Origin of the sequence: Paenibacillus castaneae, from assembly GCF_002884445.1 — a bacterium.
GTDB lineage: Bacteria > Bacillota > Bacilli > Paenibacillales > Paenibacillaceae > Pristimantibacillus > Pristimantibacillus castaneae.
This window is the reverse complement of sequence record NZ_KZ614144.1, coordinates 6197927-6216743: the sequence shown is the minus strand read 5'-3', so window position 1 is coordinate 6216743 and position 18817 is coordinate 6197927. Positions and strand designations below refer to the sequence as shown.

At 43.1% G+C, this 18817-nt stretch carries 22 protein-coding genes; 12 read left to right on the top strand and 10 right to left on the bottom strand.

Annotated features, from left to right (window positions below):
• Positions 1–116: 116 nt before the first annotated feature.
• Both CEF13_RS28005 and CEF13_RS28000 read left to right on the top strand, forming a co-directional pair.
• Positions 117–977 (top strand): NAD-dependent epimerase/dehydratase family protein, encoded by an 861-nt coding sequence (locus CEF13_RS28005; RefSeq protein WP_102716044.1) that lies wholly within the window; start codon positions 117–119, stop codon positions 975–977.
• An 84-nt stretch (positions 978–1061) separates the two neighbouring features.
• On the top strand, positions 1062–1958 hold the full coding sequence (locus tag CEF13_RS28000; RefSeq protein WP_102716042.1) for a DMT family transporter: 897 nt from the start codon (positions 1062–1064) through the stop codon (positions 1956–1958).
• A gap of 124 nt (positions 1959–2082) precedes the next feature.
• Here CEF13_RS28000 and CEF13_RS27995 read toward each other — a convergent pair whose 3' ends face one another.
• The 5 genes from CEF13_RS27995 to CEF13_RS27975 all read right to left on the bottom strand — a co-directional run bounded on the left by CEF13_RS27995 (position 2083) and on the right by CEF13_RS27975 (position 5488).
• Positions 2083–2862: a sulfite exporter TauE/SafE family protein gene (locus CEF13_RS27995; protein ID WP_102716040.1), complete on the bottom strand. Its 780-nt coding sequence runs from the start codon at positions 2860–2862 to the stop codon at positions 2083–2085.
• A gap of 52 nt (positions 2863–2914) precedes the next feature.
• Entirely contained in the window at positions 2915–3142 is a 228-nt protein-coding gene (locus CEF13_RS27990; RefSeq protein WP_102716038.1) for a sulfurtransferase TusA family protein, read from the bottom strand.
• 48 nt (positions 3143–3190) lie between these two features.
• Complete coding sequence (locus tag CEF13_RS27985) at positions 3191–4318, bottom strand: MBL fold metallo-hydrolase (protein ID WP_102716036.1); 1128 nt, start codon at positions 4316–4318, stop codon at positions 3191–3193.
• Between the two features lie 12 nt (positions 4319–4330).
• Positions 4331–4897 carry a sulfurtransferase TusA family protein gene (locus CEF13_RS27980; protein ID WP_102716034.1) on the bottom strand — a complete coding sequence of 189 codons (567 nt, stop codon included), beginning with the start codon at positions 4895–4897 and terminating at the stop codon, positions 4331–4333.
• Between the two features lie 111 nt (positions 4898–5008).
• Complete coding sequence (locus tag CEF13_RS27975) at positions 5009–5488, bottom strand: DsrE/DsrF/DrsH-like family protein (RefSeq protein ID WP_102716032.1); 480 nt, start codon at positions 5486–5488, stop codon at positions 5009–5011.
• Positions 5489–5794: 306 nt separating this feature from the next.
• Between CEF13_RS27975 and CEF13_RS27970 the strand changes: the two genes are divergently transcribed.
• The 4 genes from CEF13_RS27970 (at position 5795) to CEF13_RS27955 (ending at position 8753) form a co-directional block, all read left to right on the top strand.
• Positions 5795–6196 (top strand): Rrf2 family transcriptional regulator, encoded by a 402-nt coding sequence (locus CEF13_RS27970; RefSeq protein WP_102716030.1) that lies wholly within the window; start codon positions 5795–5797, stop codon positions 6194–6196.
• A 100-nt stretch (positions 6197–6296) separates the two neighbouring features.
• Positions 6297–6914 carry a TetR/AcrR family transcriptional regulator gene (locus CEF13_RS27965; protein WP_166742929.1) on the top strand — a complete coding sequence of 206 codons (618 nt, stop codon included), beginning with the start codon at positions 6297–6299 and terminating at the stop codon, positions 6912–6914.
• 87 nt (positions 6915–7001) lie between these two features.
• Positions 7002–8198 (top strand): YhgE/Pip domain-containing protein, encoded by a 1197-nt coding sequence (locus CEF13_RS27960; RefSeq protein WP_208414727.1) that lies wholly within the window; start codon positions 7002–7004, stop codon positions 8196–8198.
• A 228-nt stretch (positions 8199–8426) separates the two neighbouring features.
• Positions 8427–8753 carry an MGMT family protein gene (locus tag CEF13_RS27955; RefSeq protein WP_102716599.1) on the top strand — a complete coding sequence of 109 codons (327 nt, stop codon included), beginning with the start codon at positions 8427–8429 and terminating at the stop codon, positions 8751–8753.
• Positions 8754–8769: 16 nt separating this feature from the next.
• Here CEF13_RS27955 and CEF13_RS27950 read toward each other — a convergent pair whose 3' ends face one another.
• A complete protein-coding gene (locus CEF13_RS27950; protein WP_424991988.1) occupies positions 8770–9993 on the bottom strand; it encodes an L-dopachrome tautomerase-related protein in 1224 nt (407 codons plus the stop codon).
• A 258-nt stretch (positions 9994–10251) separates the two neighbouring features.
• On the opposite strand from CEF13_RS27950, the gene CEF13_RS27945 reads away from it, so the two are divergent.
• Positions 10252–11070 (top strand): purine-nucleoside phosphorylase, encoded by an 819-nt coding sequence (locus tag CEF13_RS27945; protein ID WP_102716026.1) that lies wholly within the window; start codon positions 10252–10254, stop codon positions 11068–11070.
• A 128-nt stretch (positions 11071–11198) separates the two neighbouring features.
• On the opposite strand, the gene CEF13_RS27940 is transcribed toward CEF13_RS27945, so the two are convergent.
• Entirely contained in the window at positions 11199–11840 is a 642-nt protein-coding gene (locus tag CEF13_RS27940) for an NAD(P)-dependent oxidoreductase (RefSeq protein WP_102716024.1), read from the bottom strand.
• A gap of 142 nt (positions 11841–11982) precedes the next feature.
• On the opposite strand from CEF13_RS27940, the gene CEF13_RS27935 reads away from it, so the two are divergent.
• Positions 11983–12339: a winged helix-turn-helix transcriptional regulator gene (locus CEF13_RS27935; protein ID WP_102716022.1), complete on the top strand. Its 357-nt coding sequence runs from the start codon at positions 11983–11985 to the stop codon at positions 12337–12339.
• Between the two features lie 79 nt (positions 12340–12418).
• On the opposite strand, the gene CEF13_RS27930 is transcribed toward CEF13_RS27935, so the two are convergent.
• From CEF13_RS27930 to tlp, 3 genes are all read right to left on the bottom strand, one after another.
• Positions 12419–13390 carry an iron-hydroxamate ABC transporter substrate-binding protein gene (locus CEF13_RS27930; RefSeq protein ID WP_102716020.1) on the bottom strand — a complete coding sequence of 324 codons (972 nt, stop codon included), beginning with the start codon at positions 13388–13390 and terminating at the stop codon, positions 12419–12421.
• Positions 13391–13632: 242 nt separating this feature from the next.
• Positions 13633–14835: an MFS transporter gene (locus tag CEF13_RS27925; RefSeq protein WP_102716018.1), complete on the bottom strand. Its 1203-nt coding sequence runs from the start codon at positions 14833–14835 to the stop codon at positions 13633–13635.
• A 138-nt stretch (positions 14836–14973) separates the two neighbouring features.
• Positions 14974–15198, bottom strand: coding sequence for a small acid-soluble spore protein Tlp (gene tlp, locus CEF13_RS27920; RefSeq protein WP_102716016.1), 225 nt, complete (start codon positions 15196–15198; stop codon positions 14974–14976).
• Between the two features lie 160 nt (positions 15199–15358).
• Here tlp and CEF13_RS27915 point away from each other — a divergent pair, with 160 nt between their 5' ends.
• From CEF13_RS27915 to ureC, 4 genes are all read left to right on the top strand, one after another.
• On the top strand, positions 15359–16309 hold the full coding sequence (locus CEF13_RS27915; protein ID WP_102716014.1) for an urea transporter: 951 nt from the start codon (positions 15359–15361) through the stop codon (positions 16307–16309).
• 135 nt (positions 16310–16444) lie between these two features.
• Positions 16445–16747: an urease subunit gamma gene (locus tag CEF13_RS27910; protein ID WP_102716012.1), complete on the top strand. Its 303-nt coding sequence runs from the start codon at positions 16445–16447 to the stop codon at positions 16745–16747.
• Positions 16748–16778: 31 nt separating this feature from the next.
• Positions 16779–17102 (top strand): urease subunit beta, encoded by a 324-nt coding sequence (ureB, locus tag CEF13_RS27905; protein WP_102716010.1) that lies wholly within the window; start codon positions 16779–16781, stop codon positions 17100–17102.
• Positions 17099–18811: an urease subunit alpha gene (ureC, locus tag CEF13_RS27900; RefSeq protein ID WP_102716008.1), complete on the top strand. Its 1713-nt coding sequence runs from the start codon at positions 17099–17101 to the stop codon at positions 18809–18811. Before ureB ends, ureC begins: the two co-directional genes overlap by 4 nt.
• Positions 18812–18817: the final 6 nt, after the last annotated feature.

Genomic DNA, 18817 nt, shown 5'->3' with positions numbered 1-18817 from the left:
CGAATAGCAGTGATTTGACGAATACACAGCACACAAAAGTTATGATGGATCAAATGATTGTTTACCGATTAAACAAAGTCTGCTAATCTAAATCTATAATGGGAGGGGAAGATTAAATGACTAATAAAGTTAAGAAAGTAGTTGTAACTGGTGGAAGCGGTATGCTGGGCAAATGGGTTGTCAAGCATTTGGTTGAACATGGCTATGAGGTTCTGAACGTAGATACGCGCCAACCGGAGGAGCAAATATGCCCGACGCTCATCGTGAATCTTGAAGATTTGGGCCAAACCTATGGCGCGTTAGCCGGGGCGGATGCAGTCGTTCATATGGCAGCAATTCCACGGGCGGGTATGGTACCGCCTGAAGTGACTTACCGCAATAACGTTATGTCTACATACAACGTTTTGGAAGCGGCTTCAGGGCTCGGGATCAAAAAAGCAGTTGTCGCCTCAAGTGAATCTTCGTACGGTATTTGCTTCGCGGTTCATCCGTTCGGTCCGCAATATGTGCCAATGGATGAAGCACATCCGCAATTGCCGCAGGACAGCTACGGTTTGTCCAAAGTGGTAGGCGAGTTAACTGCTGATATGTTCTACCGCAGATCCGGCATTCAGGTTGTATCGCTTCGTCTTGGCAACGTTATTCCACCGGAATGGTATGAACGGTTCCCATCGTGGATTAATAACCCAGAAGAGCGTGAACGGATTCTGTGGAGCTACATCGATACCCGTGATGTTGCAGAAGCTTGCCGTCTTGCCATTGAAGCAGAAGGACTAGGCTCTGTTGCGCTTAATCTCGGATCGAATGAGACGAGCATGGCTGTTCCAAGCCGTGAGCTAATGGCCGCGCGTTATCCAGAAGTGACTGACTTCCGTGCACCGCTTGAAGGACATGAAGCGTTGCTCAATAGCGAGAAAGCAATGAAATTACTCGGCTGGGAGCCGAAATACAAATGGCGCGAGCAACTAAGCAAGTAATGGATTTCATAAGAGGTTGCCCCGATGTTGTAGTTGTTTAAAGGGGCAGCCTCTTTATTATATTAGCGAAGAAGGTGCACCTGCTTGAGTTATATTCTGCTCCTTCTGGCGACATTGGCATGGAGCTTTGTTGGGGTTCTCGTCAAAGCGGCGTCGACGATGGTGGACAGCGCCATTATTTCGTTCGCACGCTTTTTTTTCGGCGTCATTTGTCTTGGCATTTATCTGTTTATTCGGGATGGCAAGATCCAGCTCCGCTTTGGGATGAAATGGATCTGGCTAGGCGCAATAGGGAAAGCAGTTAATTATATGTTTGAAAATATAGCTATAAAAATCGGATATTCCTACGGTAATATTCTCGTTCAGCCTGTTCAGACGGTCGTCCTTTTATTTGCAGCGGCATTGTTATTCAAGGAGAAAATATCGACGCGCGGATGGATTTCCGCTGCGTTTTGCGTTGCTGGCGTCATCATTGTCGGCTGGAACGGCACACCGCTTGATGAGCTGGTGCATGGAAGTGGTTTAACGACGCTGCTGTTCACACTTGCAGGTATCGGCGCTGCCGTACATGTATTAAGCCAGCGTAAGCTGCTGGAGACAATGGACAACGGTAATATGAACTTATCTGTTTTCTTATTGAGTACATTAATCGTCACTGTTCCGATACCGGTTCAGTCTCACGGATTTATTGGCCCGATAACGGCATGGGCATGGGGAGCTTTGGTGCTGCTTGGCGTAATTACAGGACTCAGCTTTTTCTGGTTCGCAGAAGCCATCAAGCGGGTGCCCTTCGCAGTCGTTGCGATTGTTGGCAACTGTACCGTCCTTTTCACGATATTGTGGTCATATATATTTTTCAAAGACCCTATTACTATCTATATTATTAGCGGTACACTCATTTTTGTGGCGGGACTCTTATTGTTGAGCCTTCCGAAATTACGCCGAAGCGTCAAGAAATCACCAATATACCAAGAAAAATAGTGGATATAAGCTCATATGAAGAAATCCTTATAGAAAGGGCTGTCCAAAAAGTGATAAACCATGAAGGGTAACTCAAGGATTTATTACCTTTTGACAGCTCTAGTAGTACTGCATAAAACAAATCTTAATCTAAAATACCGATCCAAATCTTTATGGCTGTAGCTAAAATAAGAAGTGCCAAAATGATTTGAAGAATCTTTGTGTTCATTTTTTTGCCGGCTATTGCTCCCAGAGGAGATGCGATTATGCTGGCAGCTACCATGATTAAGGCGGGGTAATAATCAACTTGGCCTGTCGTTATTTTTCCCACAGTTGCTCCAATTGATGAGATAAAGGTGATCGCAAGGGAAGATGCGATTGTGACCCTTGTTGGAATTTTTAAGACAACGAGCATAATCGGCACTAATAGGAAGCCCCCTGCAGCACCAACGACACCTGAACCCAGTCCTACGATGAAAGCTAAAATCGCAGCAAGCCACTTGTTAAAGGTTACCTTATCTAATGGAGTATCATCTAACCCTCTCTTCGGAATAAACATCATGACTGCTGCTATTAAGGCCAGTACGCCATAGACAATATTAATACCGTTTTCAGACATGGACTGTGATCCAAAGCTTCCTATCACGCTGCCGATTAACACCGCGCCACCCATATATATAATGACTGATTTATTTAAATATCCGCCTTTGCGATAAGCCCAGACACCGGCAATCGAAGCAAATAACACTTGGACAGCACTTATCCCAGACACTTGGTGCGAGCTGAATGCGACCAGCCCGAATAGGGGCGGTATATATAAAAGCATGGGGTACTTAATAATAGATCCACCTATACCGAGCATTCCAGAAATATATGAACCAATAAATCCGATTAAGAAGATGGTAATGATAAATGTAAAGTCCATAATAATTCTCCTTCATATAAAGAAGGGAACCACGCGGGCTCCCTTTTCTTTATCAGCCTTTTTTAATCCAAAACTTAAATACGCCATTCTCTTCGGTAGATTGTAACCATTCATGTCCTCCCGATTTCGACCAAGCAGCTAAGTCTGCCTTAGCTCCTTTATCAGTTGCATGTATTTCTAGCACTTGACCCGTTTGCAGTTCATTCATTGCTTTCTTTGTTTTTACAATCGGCATTGGACAAGCTAGTCCCTGCGCGTCTAATACTTTATGTGCATTCATCTTCATTTCTCCTCTATTTATAGCGTTATTAGTATAGCTGTGCTGCTATTAACGAACGGCACAACGATTAGGCCCGATTTCCATCTCCCGTTGTTTTTCATTATCTGGAGTGATTTTTCCCATATTTGTTTCACGGATTTCTTGGTATGCATGTGGCTGCGGAGGTAAATTTCCTGTAACCATTGCTCTAAACTCTTTCTCATCTGTCATGTTTAAGCCGTGATTTTCCGCAAGTAACGTACCTAACTTCCTAGCAACACTGCCATTGTCATTCAATTCTTCAATAATCATAAAGTGAGAAGGCAATACAATTAATTCATCTGATAATTGTCTGTAACGACTATAAAGCGTTTCTCTTAAATCTCCCACCCAGTCCTCCGCTAATCCAGCAAGGTCAGGTCTGCCTATGGAATCAATGAATAAAATGTCTCCAGAGAGCAAATACTTCTCATCGATAACAAATGATGTAGAACCAATGGTATGGCCAGGAGAATATAAAGCATGAATAGCTATAGCTGTATTCCCGATTGTCACAACATTCCCGTCTTCTAATGGCTGGTACTCAAATTGAACTTCTGCTGCATCCTTAGGAGGCAACCAATAGGCCGCATTCGTTTTTTTTGCAATTTGTCTGCCGCCTGAAATGTGATCCGCATGCAAATGTGTGTCTAGAACATGAGTGATTGTGGCATCGATATGATCCGCAAATTCGAGATAAACATCGGTCATTCTTGTAGAGTCGATAATGGCTGCCTCACCATCGGAAACGACCATGTAAGATAAACATCCTTTGCCCAGACGTACAAACTGATAAATAACGCCGCCATTACTCAAATCTCCGATTTTAACGGGTTCTAAATGCTCGCTCCATGCTTTCATTCCGCCCTTTAAATAGGACACCGAACGCCCGGCATCTGACAACATTTCAGCAATTAGAAGGGATGAGCCTTCTTTCGCACAAACGACTAATACTTCTTTATCAGCTGGAATTTTGTCCAAGATTTCCTCTACACCATCAAGTAAATCAAAGTAAGGGGTATTCATAACTGCAATGTTCTCCCCTTCTATCTTCCAATCGTTAAAATCACTTTCATTCCGCACATCCAAAATAAACAGTTCATCTTTATGAATAACTTTTCTCGCAACCTCTTTAGCTGTCATTTCATTTACTGACACAAGTTTTCCTCCTCATAATGTGGACTCTACAGCGCCTTCCCATTTACTCATCCCAGGAATAACATTGATTACTTGCTTGAAGCCTGCCGACGTTAGTTTCTGCGCTGCTAAGTCGCTTCGGCTGCCTGTGCGGCATATGACATATATTTCATCATCCTGGTTCATTTCACTTAGACGATCTTCCAGTTCTTCTAAAGGAAGCGATTTAGCATTAGGAATATGATGAAAGGCATACTCAGCTGATTCGCGGACATCAAGCACAATCGTATTTTTGTTCGTTTCTAATTGCGCAATAAGCTCATTATTTGAAATAACATGTTTATGTTTCTTTTCTATTTGTTCTTCTCCGCTTGATTTCCTCAAGTAATGTTTCAAAACCGATCCTTCTTCAACGGTGCCTAAATATTGTTGCCCCGTACTTTCAGCCCAAGCCTTCAAGTCAGCAGTTGACCCTTTATCTGTCGCTTGGATTTCCAACACGGCTCCTGCTTCTAAGCTGCTCATCGCTTTTTTTGTTTTTACAATGGGCATTGGACATGCCAAGCCCTTTGCATCTAGTACTGAATTTGATTTAATCATGTATTTCCCTCCTATTATTTATATACCCAACGGGGTATGGGAATGGGCAAAAAAATTTACACTTTGGGCCCATTACATTCAAGCCTGCCGCCCATGTAATCCCTCCTTTACTTAGATAAATAAGTTAACATTACCGTTCTCGGCATCTGCCAGATAAGCTGCCACACCTGCATATTCAATTCCATCTAGTAGTTCTGCTTGCTGCAAACCTAATAAATCCATTGTCATTGTGCAGGCGATTAGCTTCACCTCTTGTTCCTGTGCCATCTCAATTAATTGAGGAAGAGTCATCGCATTATGCTTTTTCATAACATGCTTAATCATTTTGGGGCCCATTCCAGCGAAGTTCATATTGGATAATCCCATTTTATCGGCACCTTTAGGCATCATTTTCGCAAACATTTTTTCTAGGAATCCCTTATTCAAGGTCAATGGCTCATCCTTACGTAAAGCATTTAGCCCCCAGAATGTATGGAAGATGATAACCTCATGATCATAAGCCGCTGCCCCGTTTGCAATAATATAAGCTGCCATTGCCTTATCATAGTCACCGCTAAATAATACAATGGTTGTTTTTTTCTTTTCAGACATTTATGCTCTCCTCCAAATTTTTTATAATACCCCATGGGGTATATTATTCGCAAAAAAATTTTCTTGCTTCAATAAAATACGTACTGCTAACAATTGAACAACGATGTCCCGTTATCCATTTGTAAACCAATCATATACCCAGGGGGGTATAATGTCAAGTTCGCTATCAGAGTGACAAGAATACTGTTGCTGACAGAACAAATACATAATTAGGGTAGAATTAAGAAGAGCATGATACTTGACGAAGCTTCTATATAAAATCTATTATGGATATATAAAATCTTGTATTGAGGAAGATGATGTAGGATGAAATATTCGAAGGCTACGAATTATGCTCTTCACACCATGCTCTTTCTTGCGGCGGCTACTCCAGATAAACCTGTCAGTGTACAGCAGCTGGCGGAGCGTCAAGACGTTTCCCCTACCTATTTGTCCAAAATATTAACGAAGCTTGTTAAAGCGGGAATGATTGAATCGGCTTCAGGTGCCAATGGCGGGTATAGGCTAAAACGGAATTGGGAACAAATTTCATTCCTTGATATTATTCACGCCATCGAAGGAACGGCTTCTTTGTTCGATTGCAGCTTGGATCATGGACCGGAATGCCCTATTCAGGTGGTGGTATTATCGGCAGAAGAAAAGATGGAACAACATTTAAGAAATCAGACCATGTCTGAGCTCGTTCAAAAAATGAAGATTGTTTTGTAAACAGGTCAAGGTTAGGCTTGTTTCTAAATTGACAATGAATGTAATGGACTCTATAATTGGTTGAACAAACGTTTAATCAATGGGCAAGGAGGATGTTAAGTTGGAGCGTACGACAAGGAAAGAACAAGCTACGGAGACGCGAGAGAAGCTGCTGGAGGCAGCAAAGACACTGTTTGCAGAAAGAGGCTATGACGGTACGCCAGTACGAGAAATAAATAAACAAATAGGCAAAGGCGACGGCATTCTGTATCATTATTTTCCTGGCGGAAAACGAGAAATTTTATCTGTTCTTTTGCAGGAGAGCATGGTGCGTCGCAAGTATGAGCTTCAAATTGCAACTCAATCCATTGAAGAACTTAAGCTGAGAGATGCTTTGCTAACGTTTAGCAGACGGTTCTATGAAGTATTTATGGCGGATATAGATATTTTGCGAATTATGGTTCGTGTCAGCGATTTGCTTGATCTGGAGCAGCAGGAAGAGTTCTCGGACATGATTAAGAAACAAACCGAATTATTTGCCCAGTTCTTGAGAAGAAGAGAACAAAAGGGAGAAATCAGGACTTTAAATTATATTATGGCAACCAGACAATTTATTGCGATGATTATGCAAATTTTAATAACAGAGCTTGGTATTGTGAAAATACAGTGGGAGGAAGATACGGAGACTTACCTAGAGCAAATTGTAGATTACACCTTTGAATTATGGAGAAAGCCATAATGCGGCCTTCTCCGAATAACGTTTTTTTGTCCTTTAATTGAACGAACGATCAATCAATTAACTGATTAGAAAAAGGAGAGCTATACAATGTCCATATTGAAACAGAAGCTGGTTGCTTTGCTTCCTATAATTGTTACTGTTGTTGTTTTTATCTTTAGTCTTACAATCATTCCCTCGATTAATCCACATCCAGAGAACTTGCCTATAGCTGTGGTGAATGAAGACGAAGGGATGGATGTTCCTGGTCAAGACCATATGAATGGCGGAGAGAAGCTGCTTGAGGGAATGCAGACGGCTTTGTCTGCGCAGGCCAAAGGTGGAGAACCGGCTGTTAAATGGGTACAAGTAGACAGCATAGAAGCTGCTACGCAAGGGCTGAACGAGAAGAAGTACTACGCTGCAGTTGTAATACCTAATCATTTCAGCATCAATCAAGCTACACTTCAGACGGCAGACCCTGAATCACCGAAGGTGCAGATCTACATTAGCCAGGGTGCGAATATGGCAGCAGCCAATGCAGCTTCACAGCTGTTGAGCGGTATGATAGATGGCTTGAACACCCAAATGCGCGCCCAGTTGATGACCTCCTTGGAGCAGCAGGGAGGCTCCATTAATTTGAAGCAGGCTGCCATGCTTGTTTCGCCAATCAACAAAGAGGTTACGACGCTTAATTCGGTTGGCACTAGCAGCGGTAATGGCAATGCTCCTGTCTCCTTGTTTCAGCCGATATGGATTGGTTCTATGATCGGAGCAGTCATTATGCTTATCTCTAAAAATAATCTAAAATTGTTCAAGGTTAAGCAAAAGCTATTGTCTCACGTTGCGCATGTGTTATGGGGAGTTATTATTTCCGTCATTGTCGGGTACGGGTTAACATGGTTCGCAGACTTATGGGGCATGAACATTGCTCATTTCAACCAAACAGCATTGATTCTAGCAATCAGCTATTTCAGCTTCTTCATGATGATATCTGCCGTATTGTCTTGGACGGGTCTGAGCGGAATGGGTTTCTTCGCCCTGTTCTTATTTTTCGGTGCTCCTCTGCTGAGCTTGGCACCCGAATTTCTGTCGTCGTTCTATCGTGACTATGTATACTCCTGGCTGCCGATGCGATTCATGGTTGACAGTCTGAAAGATATTTTTTACTTTGGCAAGGGTCTCAGCTTCAGCGGCTCGACCGGCGTATTGCTTTCGATTGCCATCGTCGGAATCTTGGTATTGCTTAGCTCATCCATCAAGCCTTCAAGGCATGTAGAGAAAGCGGCAGTAATTACAGCTGCTTAAAAAATACTCTTTTATAAATAACGAAGTGCGCCCCCTTGAATACACATTGGAATAAACCTTTCAGTTCTCCATGAGATTCTAGGGGGTGCATTTTTTATGCCAGCAGCAAGAATGATAATTGATGGAAAGGCGACAGTTGTTGCCAATTGAAATTCGATCCACTATTCTAACAGGGAGGTTTCTTTGTTCAATTAACAAAAAAACATGAACGGAGGGACTATTGAGCCAATGAAGCCATTCACAAGTAGGGTAATTGCGATTATAAAAAATATACCGGCAGGTTATGTCATGACGTACGGGCAGATTGCTAAGCTGGCTGGAAGCCCTAGAGGCGCAAGGCAGGTAGTAAGGATTCTGCATTCGATGAGCAAATTATATGAACTGCCGTGGCACAGGGTCGTCAACGCCAAAGGAGAAATTGCTATTAAGGACGATGAGTCTCGTTTCATGCAAAGAGCCTATTTAAGTGATGAGGGTGTTTTTGCAGATGAGAATGATCTCATTGACTTGGATAAGTACCTGTATAGGCCAGTTGGCGAGAATGATGATCGATGAGGCTTTCTCCCAAAGGCTAAGAGTCTGCGTACAAATATGACTTCACGCCTTGCCCAACAAATGCTTTCCAAATTATTAAATTGTAAGGATAATTCCAATCGATCTCGTAACCCCCAAACATCTCATGAAGCCGGTTATTGTTGAAGATAATAGATCCCTTCTGATCAAAGGCGACCCCATCCACCCAAAGCATCCAATCATCTGATACAAAATCATGGAATGCATTGTCCAGTGGCCGATAGAAGCCAACTCCTTTGCCTTCGAGCATCGTGTAAAAGACATTGCCCTTATTATCCGCGTGCATTCCATCGGTTGTCGTGCGCTTGCTGCCGATGGTCCGAACAGCCCGCTTAATCTCCTCCTGCGGCATATTGAAATTTCTTAGCCACGAAGTATCCACCGCGTAGAGATTGCGCCCTGTTACCACACAATAATACAAGATGGAGCGGTCTGCGGATAAGGCGATGCCATCTGCTCCTATTCGAATCGGCTTATCTTTGTATACCGGCTTAGTGTCGATATCGAATTGAAAATCGGGGAAATCCTGTGTACTGTAATGCTGATCGAGTACCCGCCGGAGTGTTCTCGTCCTCATGTTGTACACAATAATTCCGCCGGCAATCGGGTGATCCGGCGAGCCGCAGCCGGAATCGGTCATATAGACAAAACCGTTCTTATTATCCACGACCACATCATTTAAAAAAGAGGTCCGATATGGCGCGATCTCATCCGGAATAACAATAGAGTCGATCAAGCGGTTGGTGTTCAAATCCCAGACGATCAGCTTCTGCGACCCTTCCGGGGAAGGGGCATAATCTATCTTTCCTTGGTCCAGCAGCCACATCCGGTTATTCTCATCAATTTCATAGCCTAAAACCGATTGAAGCACATCTACATCGCCTGCCTGATTCCATTCCCAGCTCGGGAAAGCCTCCAATAATGGTTTCCCGTCCTTCATAACGATTCGATTCATGGTCGAAGGAATGCCCTCGGACCAGCGTGGCACCGAGACATAATAATGGCCTTGCTGGTCTACTTTTACTCCGGCAGGCATTGCCTTCTTCCAATATTGGTTCGTTTCAAAATCTTGTTTCATGTTGAGGTCTGGAAAGTTCCAGTCCAATCGGTTCCAATGAAAAACCATGTAATAGCGTCCGATTGGATTATCAGCATTGCCAGCTTGATTCGGCAGCTGGTAAGGCGATTGCTGACGCTGATTTTGACCATACAAATTGGGCATATATATTGCCTCCCGCTAATTAGTTAATGCAACGATCTTACACATATATGCCTATAGCGAGAGTTGGTGAATAGGAACACCTGCATTAGGGTTTTAAAATTTATCCTCCTAAGTGTGGATTGCTTGGATTAACCAACGAATGCGATGTTATTTGGCAATTATGCATGTCGTGTTGAGAGACTATTATTAACATAGTGTGTGCGCTATAATATTAGGGTATTTAAAGTCCTATAAAAAAATCAGGGAGGCATTTCTTATATGCATCAACTACATGAGATTTCGGAAGCAACAGAATTTATTTTGGATAAAACGAAACTGCGTCCTACCGTCGGCATGATTCTCGGTTCAGGTCTAGGCGGACTAGCAGATGAAATTCAAAACGCAACAGTTATTCCATACAACCAAATTCCTCATTTTGCCAAATCAGAGGCGGTTGGTCACGCAAATGAATTGGTTATTGGCGAGATAGAAGGTAAAGTCGTCGTCGCTATGAAAGGGCGTTTTCACTACTATGAAGGATATACGTTGGACGAGGTTACTTTTCCAGTTCGCGTAATGAAAGCACTTGGAGTTGAGAGTGTATTAATTACAAATGCTTGTGGTGCTGTTAATACAAGCTTTAAACCAGGTGATCTAATGCTCATCACGGATCACATTAATTTAGTGGCTAACAATCCATTAATAGGCCGTAATAATGACGCCTTGGGAACTCGATTCCCAGATTTGTCCCAAGTGTATAATGCGGAGCTGAGACAGCTTGCACTTAAAGTGGGCAAAGAACAAGGAACGGACCTGCAGCAAGGGGTATATGCTTGGTGGACGGGCCCTGCTTATGAAACGCCTGCTGAAATTCGGATGATTCGTACAATGGGTGCAGATGCTGTAGGCATGTCAACGGTTCCTGAAGCTATCGTAGCGACACATGCGAAACTTCGCGTGCTCGGTATTTCTTGCCTAACCAATATGGCATGCGGCATTCTGGATCAACCGCTGAATCATGATGAGGTTCTTGAGGTGGCTAGCCAGGTCAGAACTAAGTTTACTCAGCTTGTAAAAGGCGTTTTGAAAGAAATGTAAGCTGGTTGATGGAGCAGCAGATGTAAATGCTGTCTTTGCTCCATATTCAATTGCTGAATGATAAGGGCACCCCAAAGGGTGCCCTTATTTGCGTAACATATTTCATTTCTGCTTTCGTTTCGAATCGTTTATTCTGCTTCACCAACAAGTGTAAACCTTTCATTAACATGCTGCGGCTTTTCAATTTCATCAAGTACAGCGACAGCGTAGTCAGCATAACTAATATAGCTTTGACCCTTACTATTTAAGATGACATGATCTTTGCCTACCGTATAGGAGCCAGTTCTTTTCCCTTCGGGGTCAAAAAAGCCAGCAGGGCTCATATAAGTCCATGTGATCGAATCTGTTTGTTGTAATTCCCCAAGTTGTTTCGCGGCATTGGATGCAGTAGGATAAACAAAATTCGGGAAATCAGGCGTGTCCATCAGTTTAATTGTTTTTTCTTCATCCACAAAGAGACTTCCTGCTCCTCCCACTACGATTAATTTAGTATTTGGGGCATCTTTCAGTGCTTGAATCAGGGCTCTACCAGATTCGACATATAAATGTTCTTCTCCATCGGCTGCTTTAAAGGTACTTACAACAACGTCAAATAATTTTAGATCTGCTGAAGTAAGATTGAAAATATCTTTTTCAAGAACGTTAATATTTGATTCTATGATTTTTGAGGCATTCCTCACGATTGCTGTTACTTCATATCCTCTATGCATAGCTTCTTTCATAATAAGACTTCCAATTTTTCCGTTTGCGCCAATGACTCCGATTTTCATTATGAATTCCTCCAATTTATATCTAAGGTTTGTATTCCAAGCTATGGTCCTATATTATTGCATTAGTCAGAATTTTGTAAGTAGTCACTTTTTTATAACCTAGTCATAAAAATAGAACCATAAGGAAGGAGGGGAATGGCATATGGCTCGAACTTCATTCGAGGGAGAAATTCCCGAGGAGCAAATTGAGGTTTGCCCTGTTACGGAAGCGCAAAATGTCATTGCAGGGAAATGGAAAATTATTATTCTTTGGCATTTGAAGCAGACAAGGAGATTTGGTGAGCTGCAAAGATTGTTGCCTGGCATATCAAAAGGAATACTGACCAATCAACTGAGAGAATTAGAAAAAGATCAAATGTTGCATAGGAAAGTGTATCAGGAAGTGCCTCCAAAAGTAGAATACTCCCTTACACATGCAGGGAGATCCTTTATCCCTATATTGGAGAGTATGGGGGAGTGGGGGAAACTATATACAACAAGTAAAAAGGACACCCCATAATGACATCTCCCATCTATTGAACTTCGAACATAAAAAAAGAGCATGGCGATAATTTCGCCATGCTCTGTATTAAGAATGATTACTCCCCAAGAAAGCTTTTAATGAAAAATTCCAACTGGTATTCCATGCTCAGCGGATCATTAAAGTAGAATGCTTTCGCGTTGGCCTCGTACACTTGATTGTTCTTGACCGCGGGAATGTTCTTGTACGTTTCAGTATTCTGGAATGAATTGTCTTCATCTTCATTCTTGCTGAATATTACGTAATCGCCGAAGTAGTCCTTCAAAACTTCCGACGACACGGCAAAGTAGCCTTCTTTCTGTGTAGCTGACTTAACTTTCTCCGGCATGGCAAGGCCAAATCCCTGATAGAGGATTTCGGTGCCGCGGCCAAAGTTATCGCCGTAGACATAAAGCTGCTTATTGAAGGTCTCGATGACCGATACCGTTGCATTTTCACCGATCTTCGCTTTGATTTTTTCTCCGGCATCTGTGACACGCTTAGTGAAATCATCGACCCACGCTTGCGCTTCTTTCTCCTTGTTCAGCAATTTTCCGATTTCCAATTGCTGTGTTAAGTAATCGACTTTTCCATAAGTATAAGTGACCGTTGGAGCGATTTTCTTGAATTTGTCGATGTTTTTGATGTCCGAGAGTCCGATAATAAGATCCGGCTGCAGCTCGATGATCTTCTCAAGACTTTCGTCTGTAACAGTCTCAACGTCCTTCAGCTCCTCTTCGAACTTCGGATTGGTTTTGGACATCTCATCCACGCCGACTAAAGGCACACCAAGCAACATGACGTTGCCAGTTAGAAACCTTGTAATAACAACGACGCGCTGCGGGTTTTTCGGAACCTCAACCGGCCCATCCTCGGATTGATAAATAAACGTACCGGATTCGGCGGATGAATCGTTGGATGCTGATGCCGAATCTGTCGGTGCAGGGGAAGACGAGTTGCCTGCAGTGTTGGCGATGTTCGTAGAGTTGCCGCCGCAAGCGCTAAGTAGAAGTACAAGAACTAAAGATAACGGAATAAACAGCTTTTTCATAAGATGACTCTCCCTTTAGCATCGCGTGCTAATTTTTATCGATAATTCAATTCTCGTCAATGGTGTGCCAACTGCTCGAGCTGCAAGGAGCGGGACTAGAAGCTGAGAATGATTATCATATTCATTTCATTGATCATTATAATGGGCGCTGGAAGAGCTGTCAATAAGTAATAAAAAAAGGACAGCCCATGAGGCTGCCCTTAAAAATTTGGAGGAATGATAAGTTTGACTCATCAATAGATTCATTTGTCAGTCTGTGATAATCGAAGTGAGCGGTTAAGCATAATGACAAGGAAGCCAGTCAAGATTAATAAACCGCAAACCATCCAAATAACTCCACCCCAACCAGAATGGCTTAAAAAAAGCCCCCCAGACCAGCCGATTAGACTAGAGCCGGTATAGTAGAACAATAAGTATAACGATGAAGCGTATGCTTTTGAACGAGGGGGCGAAATCCTTCCTATCCAGCCGCTTGCTACGCTATGGCCGGCAAGGAATCCCGATGCAAATAAAATTAATCCAATAATGAGAATATAAATATTACTGGATAGTGTCATTAAAGAACCGATCAAAGCCATTACAATAGCCCAAATCATTAAAATGGCACGTGAATATCTTTCTGTAAGCATCCCGAAATAATATGAACTCCATGAGCCTGCCAATTGACAAACAAACAGAAAGCCAATCCACGTTTGGCTTAAATGGTACGGCGGTTTCGATAATGGAAAGCTAATATAATTAAATAAGGCCACATAGACACCGAGTAATAGAAAGCCCATTCCATAAATATAAAATAAGTGTTTGTTTTTTAGCCCGCTTGAAATGCCAGACGTCCAATTCGTTAATGAAAAGTTTATTTTTTTGAAGTTTTGGGATTCTGGCAAATAAACTAAAAATAATAAGCTGCACAATAAACAAAATAGTCCTAATACCAATACTGCTATTTTCCATGAGAAGAAATCAGTTAAAGTACTGACAATTAGTCTGCCAATAAACGCACCCAAAGCAGAACCGCCTACATAAATTCCCATAATCCTTCCTATATGCTTTGGAGAAATCTCTTCACCTAAGTACGTCATAGCGATAGCTGGAAATCCACTCATAGCGATTCCTTGTAGGACCCTCAAAAAAACGAGAGTTTGAAAATGAGGACTGAAAGCAATGGCAATGTTTAATATGGATGCAGACAGTAAGGAAGCACCCATGATTCGTTTTCGTCCCCAGGCATTAGAGAATACAGTAACAAACAGCATACTGACAGCTAATGCGAACGTAGCAAAAGAAATAGTAAAGCTTGCAGTAGACGGGGGTATGTTAAATTGGTTTGAAAAAGTATGAATTAACGTCTGTGGACTATACAAAATGGCAAATGTAACGGTACTTCCCAGCAGCATGCTAAAAAATGTCCGGCGATAAGCAGCTGTACCAAATTCGATATATGGCATGAAATGCTCTCCTTATTTTCGTATCCTTAATAAGAATACTCCTTGCATAACAATAACGTCCAATCCCAATGGATTACATGTCGCAGAAACGGCGTTCCTGCTCCGCTTTGGAGTTGGAACGCCGTTTGTATTGCCTACCTACTCCCCGGAATGTTCTGCCTCGTCCTTCACTTCTTCACGAAAGCCGCTGATACTAGCTCTGCGGCGTTCATTCTTTTCTTCGATTTGGTTTATTTCCTCGCGGCTGATTTCCGAGGAAAATTCGTTTAAATAACCTTCAGCTTCATTAAGGTTTTCCTCAGTATTCTGAATACTTTGCTGTAAATGCTCAACATTATCTGCTCGATTATCCGGTTTTGCCATTTGTTTATCGCCTCCTGGTATATTGAAGCACTCATTAGAGCGCTAACAGGTAGCTTGAGCATTATCGTATCGTTTCATGCAGATTGTTTAAACATGTATGTAAGACTATGGCAGGGGATAAAATGATTACAGTCATTCCACTGAAATAGAGGGATAAATCATGCAGAGCAGCAAGAGCAGGAATAAGGGAAAAATAGAAGATAAGCGATGGTTATTCATTGTGGCCGTATTCAAAGGCATATCTCAAGTCGTATTGATTGAGAATGCGATCACAGGCTTGATCATTCTTATGGCTATAACCATCGCCAATTATTCACTCGGCATCATCACTCTGATATCCGCTTTAATAGGGACGTGGATTGGTTTTGTTGGCGCGAAGGATAAGACTGTAGTTGTCCAGGGGATATTTGGATATAATTCTGTGTTAACTGGCTTGGCGTTGTCGTTATATTTAGAAGGCAGTCAGAAATGGGCATTCGCCATTATCGGAGCAGCCGTTACAGCGCTTGTAACAGCCGCTATCATGCATATTTTGCGAAATACCGGGCTTCCTTCGCTAACCTTGCCCTATATTTTACATACGTGGCTTTGGTTGCTCGCTTCTTTCCATCTCAATTTCGTCAAATTAAGTCCCGCATTGAAGCCGCAGGATATTACCAGCTTGAATCCGAATTTTGAAGAAGGCACCATTGAATGGAGCGACGGGTTGATAGACGGAATTGGACAAATCTATTTCGTGGAATATTGGGCATCCGGAATATTGATTCTGATCGCCATTTGTTGGGCCAGTTGGAGGCTGGGACTGTGTGCGATAGCAGGGACGGCGATTGGGTGGCTGACAGCTTATGGCTTAGGCGCTGAAATTAATATGCTGAATCTAGGTCTCTATGGGTTTAACGCTGTATTGACTATATTGGCGGTCGCGGTTGTTTTCAATACTGCGAAAGGGATGAGAATCTGGATGGGAATTGTGGCTGCGATGCTTACAGTACCTGTTGCAGCAGGGCTTGGAACATGGCTTAACCCCTATGGACTGCCAGCTTTAACAATGCCTTTTGTACTTGTTACGTGGATCATGATCGCTGCACGGAATGTGCTGCCCAAATATTGAACGAAGCTTATATCCTTTCAAGCTGACATCTATTCGATCAATAGTGTCAGCTTCTTTTTTTGTAATTCTGAATGTTTGACTAAATTAAGGAAATAATGATGCTTGTTGAACTCACTGTGTCTAAGGAGGATTGGAATGAAGCTTTCGGCTCGGGAACAGGAGAAATTGATGATTGTCGTTGCAGCCGACTTGGCAGTAAGACGGAAGAATAGAGGATTAAAGTTAAATTATCCGGAGGCGATAGCTCTAGTTACTTATGAAATCATGGAAGGTGCGCGAGATGGTAGAACAGTAGCTGAGCTTATGAAGATAGGAAGGGAAATATTGTCCGCCAGCGATGTGATGGACGGTGTCCCGGAAATGATTCATGACATTCAGGTAGAAGCTACATTCCCGGACGGAACCAAATTAGTTACCGTTCATTATCCGATAAGCTAACGAATCAATCCCATTGAAAAGGAGAACGGCGATGAAACCAGGGGAGTATATTTTACTCGAGGACGATATTATTTGTAACCAAGGGAGAAACATGGATATCATCAAAATATTGAATACAGGCGATAGGCCGATTCAAGTGGGCTCCCACTATCATTTCTATGAAGTGAACACAGCTCTTCAATTCGATAGGGAGCGGGCATTCGGTATGCATCTTAATATTCCTTCAGGCGCAGCCGTTCGCTTTGAGCCGGGCGATGCTAAGGATGTCGAGTTGGTATCCTTTGGAGGCAAACGGTTTGTTTATGGACTTAATAACCGAACTGATGGACCGCTGGATAAGGAGGGCACAAGATGAGCCTGATCATACCGAGAAAACAATATGCCGATCTGTTTGGCCCTACAACTGGCGATTGCATCCGATTAGCGGATAGCGAATTGATCATCGAAATTGAAAAAGACTATACAAGCTATGGAGATGAGTCCAAGTTCGGAGGCGGCAAATCCATTCGGGACGGAATGGGGCAGCATCCTTTGGCGACACGTGCGGACGGTGCGATGGATGTCGTTATAACGAATGCGGTTATCATCGATTACACCGGAATATATAAAGCGGATATTGGTATTCTTGACGGTAAAATCGCTGGAATAGGGAAGAGCGGGAATCCATTGCTTATGGATGGCGTGGATATCATTATCGGAGCTGGAACAGAGATCATGTCCGCAGAAGGATTGATCGTGACAGCCGGAGGCATCGATACCCATGTACATATGATTAATCCGTTTCAAGTGGAAGTGGCCTTGTCATCCGGACTCACCACATTGATCGGGGGCGGAACGGGACCTGCGGAAGGTTCGAAAGCGACCACCTGTACGCCGGGCATATGGAATATGCACCGCATGCTGGAAGCGGCTGAGGGTCTGCCTATTAATATGGGATTCTTGGGCAAAGGAAACGGTTCTGCTGAGGAACCGCTGGCTGAACAAATACGTGCCGGTGCGATTGGACTAAAAATACACGAGGATTGGGGAGCAACCGCCTCTGCTATCGACCATGCTTTGCGTGTGGCCGACAAATTTGATGTTCAGGTGGCTATCCATACCGATACACTCAATGAATTTGGGTTTGTCGAAGATACGATTGCTGCAATTAATGGCAGGGTTATTCACACTTACCATACGGAAGGAGCGGGCGGCGGCCATGCTCCAGATATTATTAAGATGGCAGGTTACTCCAATGTTCTTCCTGCTTCAACTAATCCTACAAAGCCTTACACGGTCAATACAATCGAAGAGCATATTGACATGTTAATGGTCTGCCATCATCTAAGCATGAAGGTGCCTGAAGATATCGCATTCGCTGACTCGCGAATTCGCCGCGAAACGATCGCCGCGGAAGATATTTTGCATGATCTTGGGGTAATCAGCATTATGAGCTCCGATTCACAAGCGATGGGCCGAATTGGCGAAGTGATCTGCCGTACTTGGCAGACGGCCGATAAGATGAAGAAGCAAAGAGGGAAATTGGAAGGGGACGAAGGGATCGCTGACAATAATCGGGTTAAGCGTTATATTGCCAAATATACGATCAATCCCGCTATTGCCCACGGTATTTCTTCCTATGTCGGATCGATTGAAGTCGGCAAAGTAGCTGATTTAATCATTTGGCATCCAGCATTTTTTGGGGTTAAGCCTGAATCAGTGTTGACGAGCGGGATGGTGGTCCATGCTGCAATGGGGGATGCGAACGCCGCTATTCCTACGCCCCAGCCTATTCTAATGCGTCCCATGTATGCAGCTTACGGGAAAGCGATGCAAAGCAGCACCATTACTTTTGTTTCGCAGGCTGCTTATGATCTAGAATTGCATAAACAGCTGGGACTGCAGAAAAATATATTGCCGGTTGGAGGCATTCGCAATCTGACTAAGCAAGCGATGAAGCATAATGCGGAAACTCCGGAAATAGCAGTCGACCCTCAAACGTTCGAGGTAACAGTAAACGGTGAATTATTGACTTGCGAACCTGTAGACGTCGTACCGATGGCGCAGCGTTACTACTTATTCTGAGGTGAT

Bases quoted from the DNA above. Each gene is read 5' to 3' on its own strand.
- CEF13_RS27930 (WP_102716020.1), bottom strand. From the start codon at position 13,390: ATGAAAAAGCTGTTTATTCCGTTATCTTTAGTTCTTGTACTTCTACTT.
- CEF13_RS27935 (WP_102716022.1), top strand. From the start codon at position 11,983: ATGGCTCGAACTTCATTCGAGGGAGAAATTCCCGAGGAGCAAATTGAG.
- CEF13_RS27970 (WP_102716030.1), top strand. From the start codon at position 5,795: ATGAAATATTCGAAGGCTACGAATTATGCTCTTCACACCATGCTCTTT.
- ureC (WP_102716008.1), top strand. From the start codon at position 17,099: ATGAGCCTGATCATACCGAGAAAACAATATGCCGATCTGTTTGGCCCT.
- CEF13_RS27995 (WP_102716040.1), bottom strand. From the start codon at position 2,862: ATGGACTTTACATTTATCATTACCATCTTCTTAATCGGATTTATTGGT.
- CEF13_RS28005 (WP_102716044.1), top strand. From the start codon at position 117: ATGACTAATAAAGTTAAGAAAGTAGTTGTAACTGGTGGAAGCGGTATG.
- CEF13_RS27955 (WP_102716599.1), top strand. From the start codon at position 8,427: ATGAAGCCATTCACAAGTAGGGTAATTGCGATTATAAAAAATATACCG.
- CEF13_RS27915 (WP_102716014.1), top strand. From the start codon at position 15,359: ATGCAGAGCAGCAAGAGCAGGAATAAGGGAAAAATAGAAGATAAGCGA.
- CEF13_RS27945 (WP_102716026.1), top strand. From the start codon at position 10,252: ATGCATCAACTACATGAGATTTCGGAAGCAACAGAATTTATTTTGGAT.
- CEF13_RS27940 (WP_102716024.1), bottom strand. From the start codon at position 11,840: ATGAAAATCGGAGTCATTGGCGCAAACGGAAAAATTGGAAGTCTTATT.
- ureB (WP_102716010.1), top strand. From the start codon at position 16,779: ATGAAACCAGGGGAGTATATTTTACTCGAGGACGATATTATTTGTAAC.
- CEF13_RS27960 (WP_208414727.1), top strand. From the start codon at position 7,002: ATGTCCATATTGAAACAGAAGCTGGTTGCTTTGCTTCCTATAATTGTT.
- CEF13_RS27925 (WP_102716018.1), bottom strand. From the start codon at position 14,835: ATGCCATATATCGAATTTGGTACAGCTGCTTATCGCCGGACATTTTTT.
- CEF13_RS27980 (WP_102716034.1), bottom strand. From the start codon at position 4,897: ATGATTAAATCAAATTCAGTACTAGATGCAAAGGGCTTGGCATGTCCA.
- CEF13_RS27975 (WP_102716032.1), bottom strand. From the start codon at position 5,488: ATGTCTGAAAAGAAAAAAACAACCATTGTATTATTTAGCGGTGACTAT.
- CEF13_RS27950 (WP_424991988.1), bottom strand. From the start codon at position 9,993: ATGCCCAATTTGTATGGTCAAAATCAGCGTCAGCAATCGCCTTACCAG.
- tlp (WP_102716016.1), bottom strand. From the start codon at position 15,198: ATGGCAAAACCGGATAATCGAGCAGATAATGTTGAGCATTTACAGCAA.
- CEF13_RS27990 (WP_102716038.1), bottom strand. From the start codon at position 3,142: ATGAATGCACATAAAGTATTAGACGCGCAGGGACTAGCTTGTCCAATG.
- CEF13_RS27910 (WP_102716012.1), top strand. From the start codon at position 16,445: ATGAAGCTTTCGGCTCGGGAACAGGAGAAATTGATGATTGTCGTTGCA.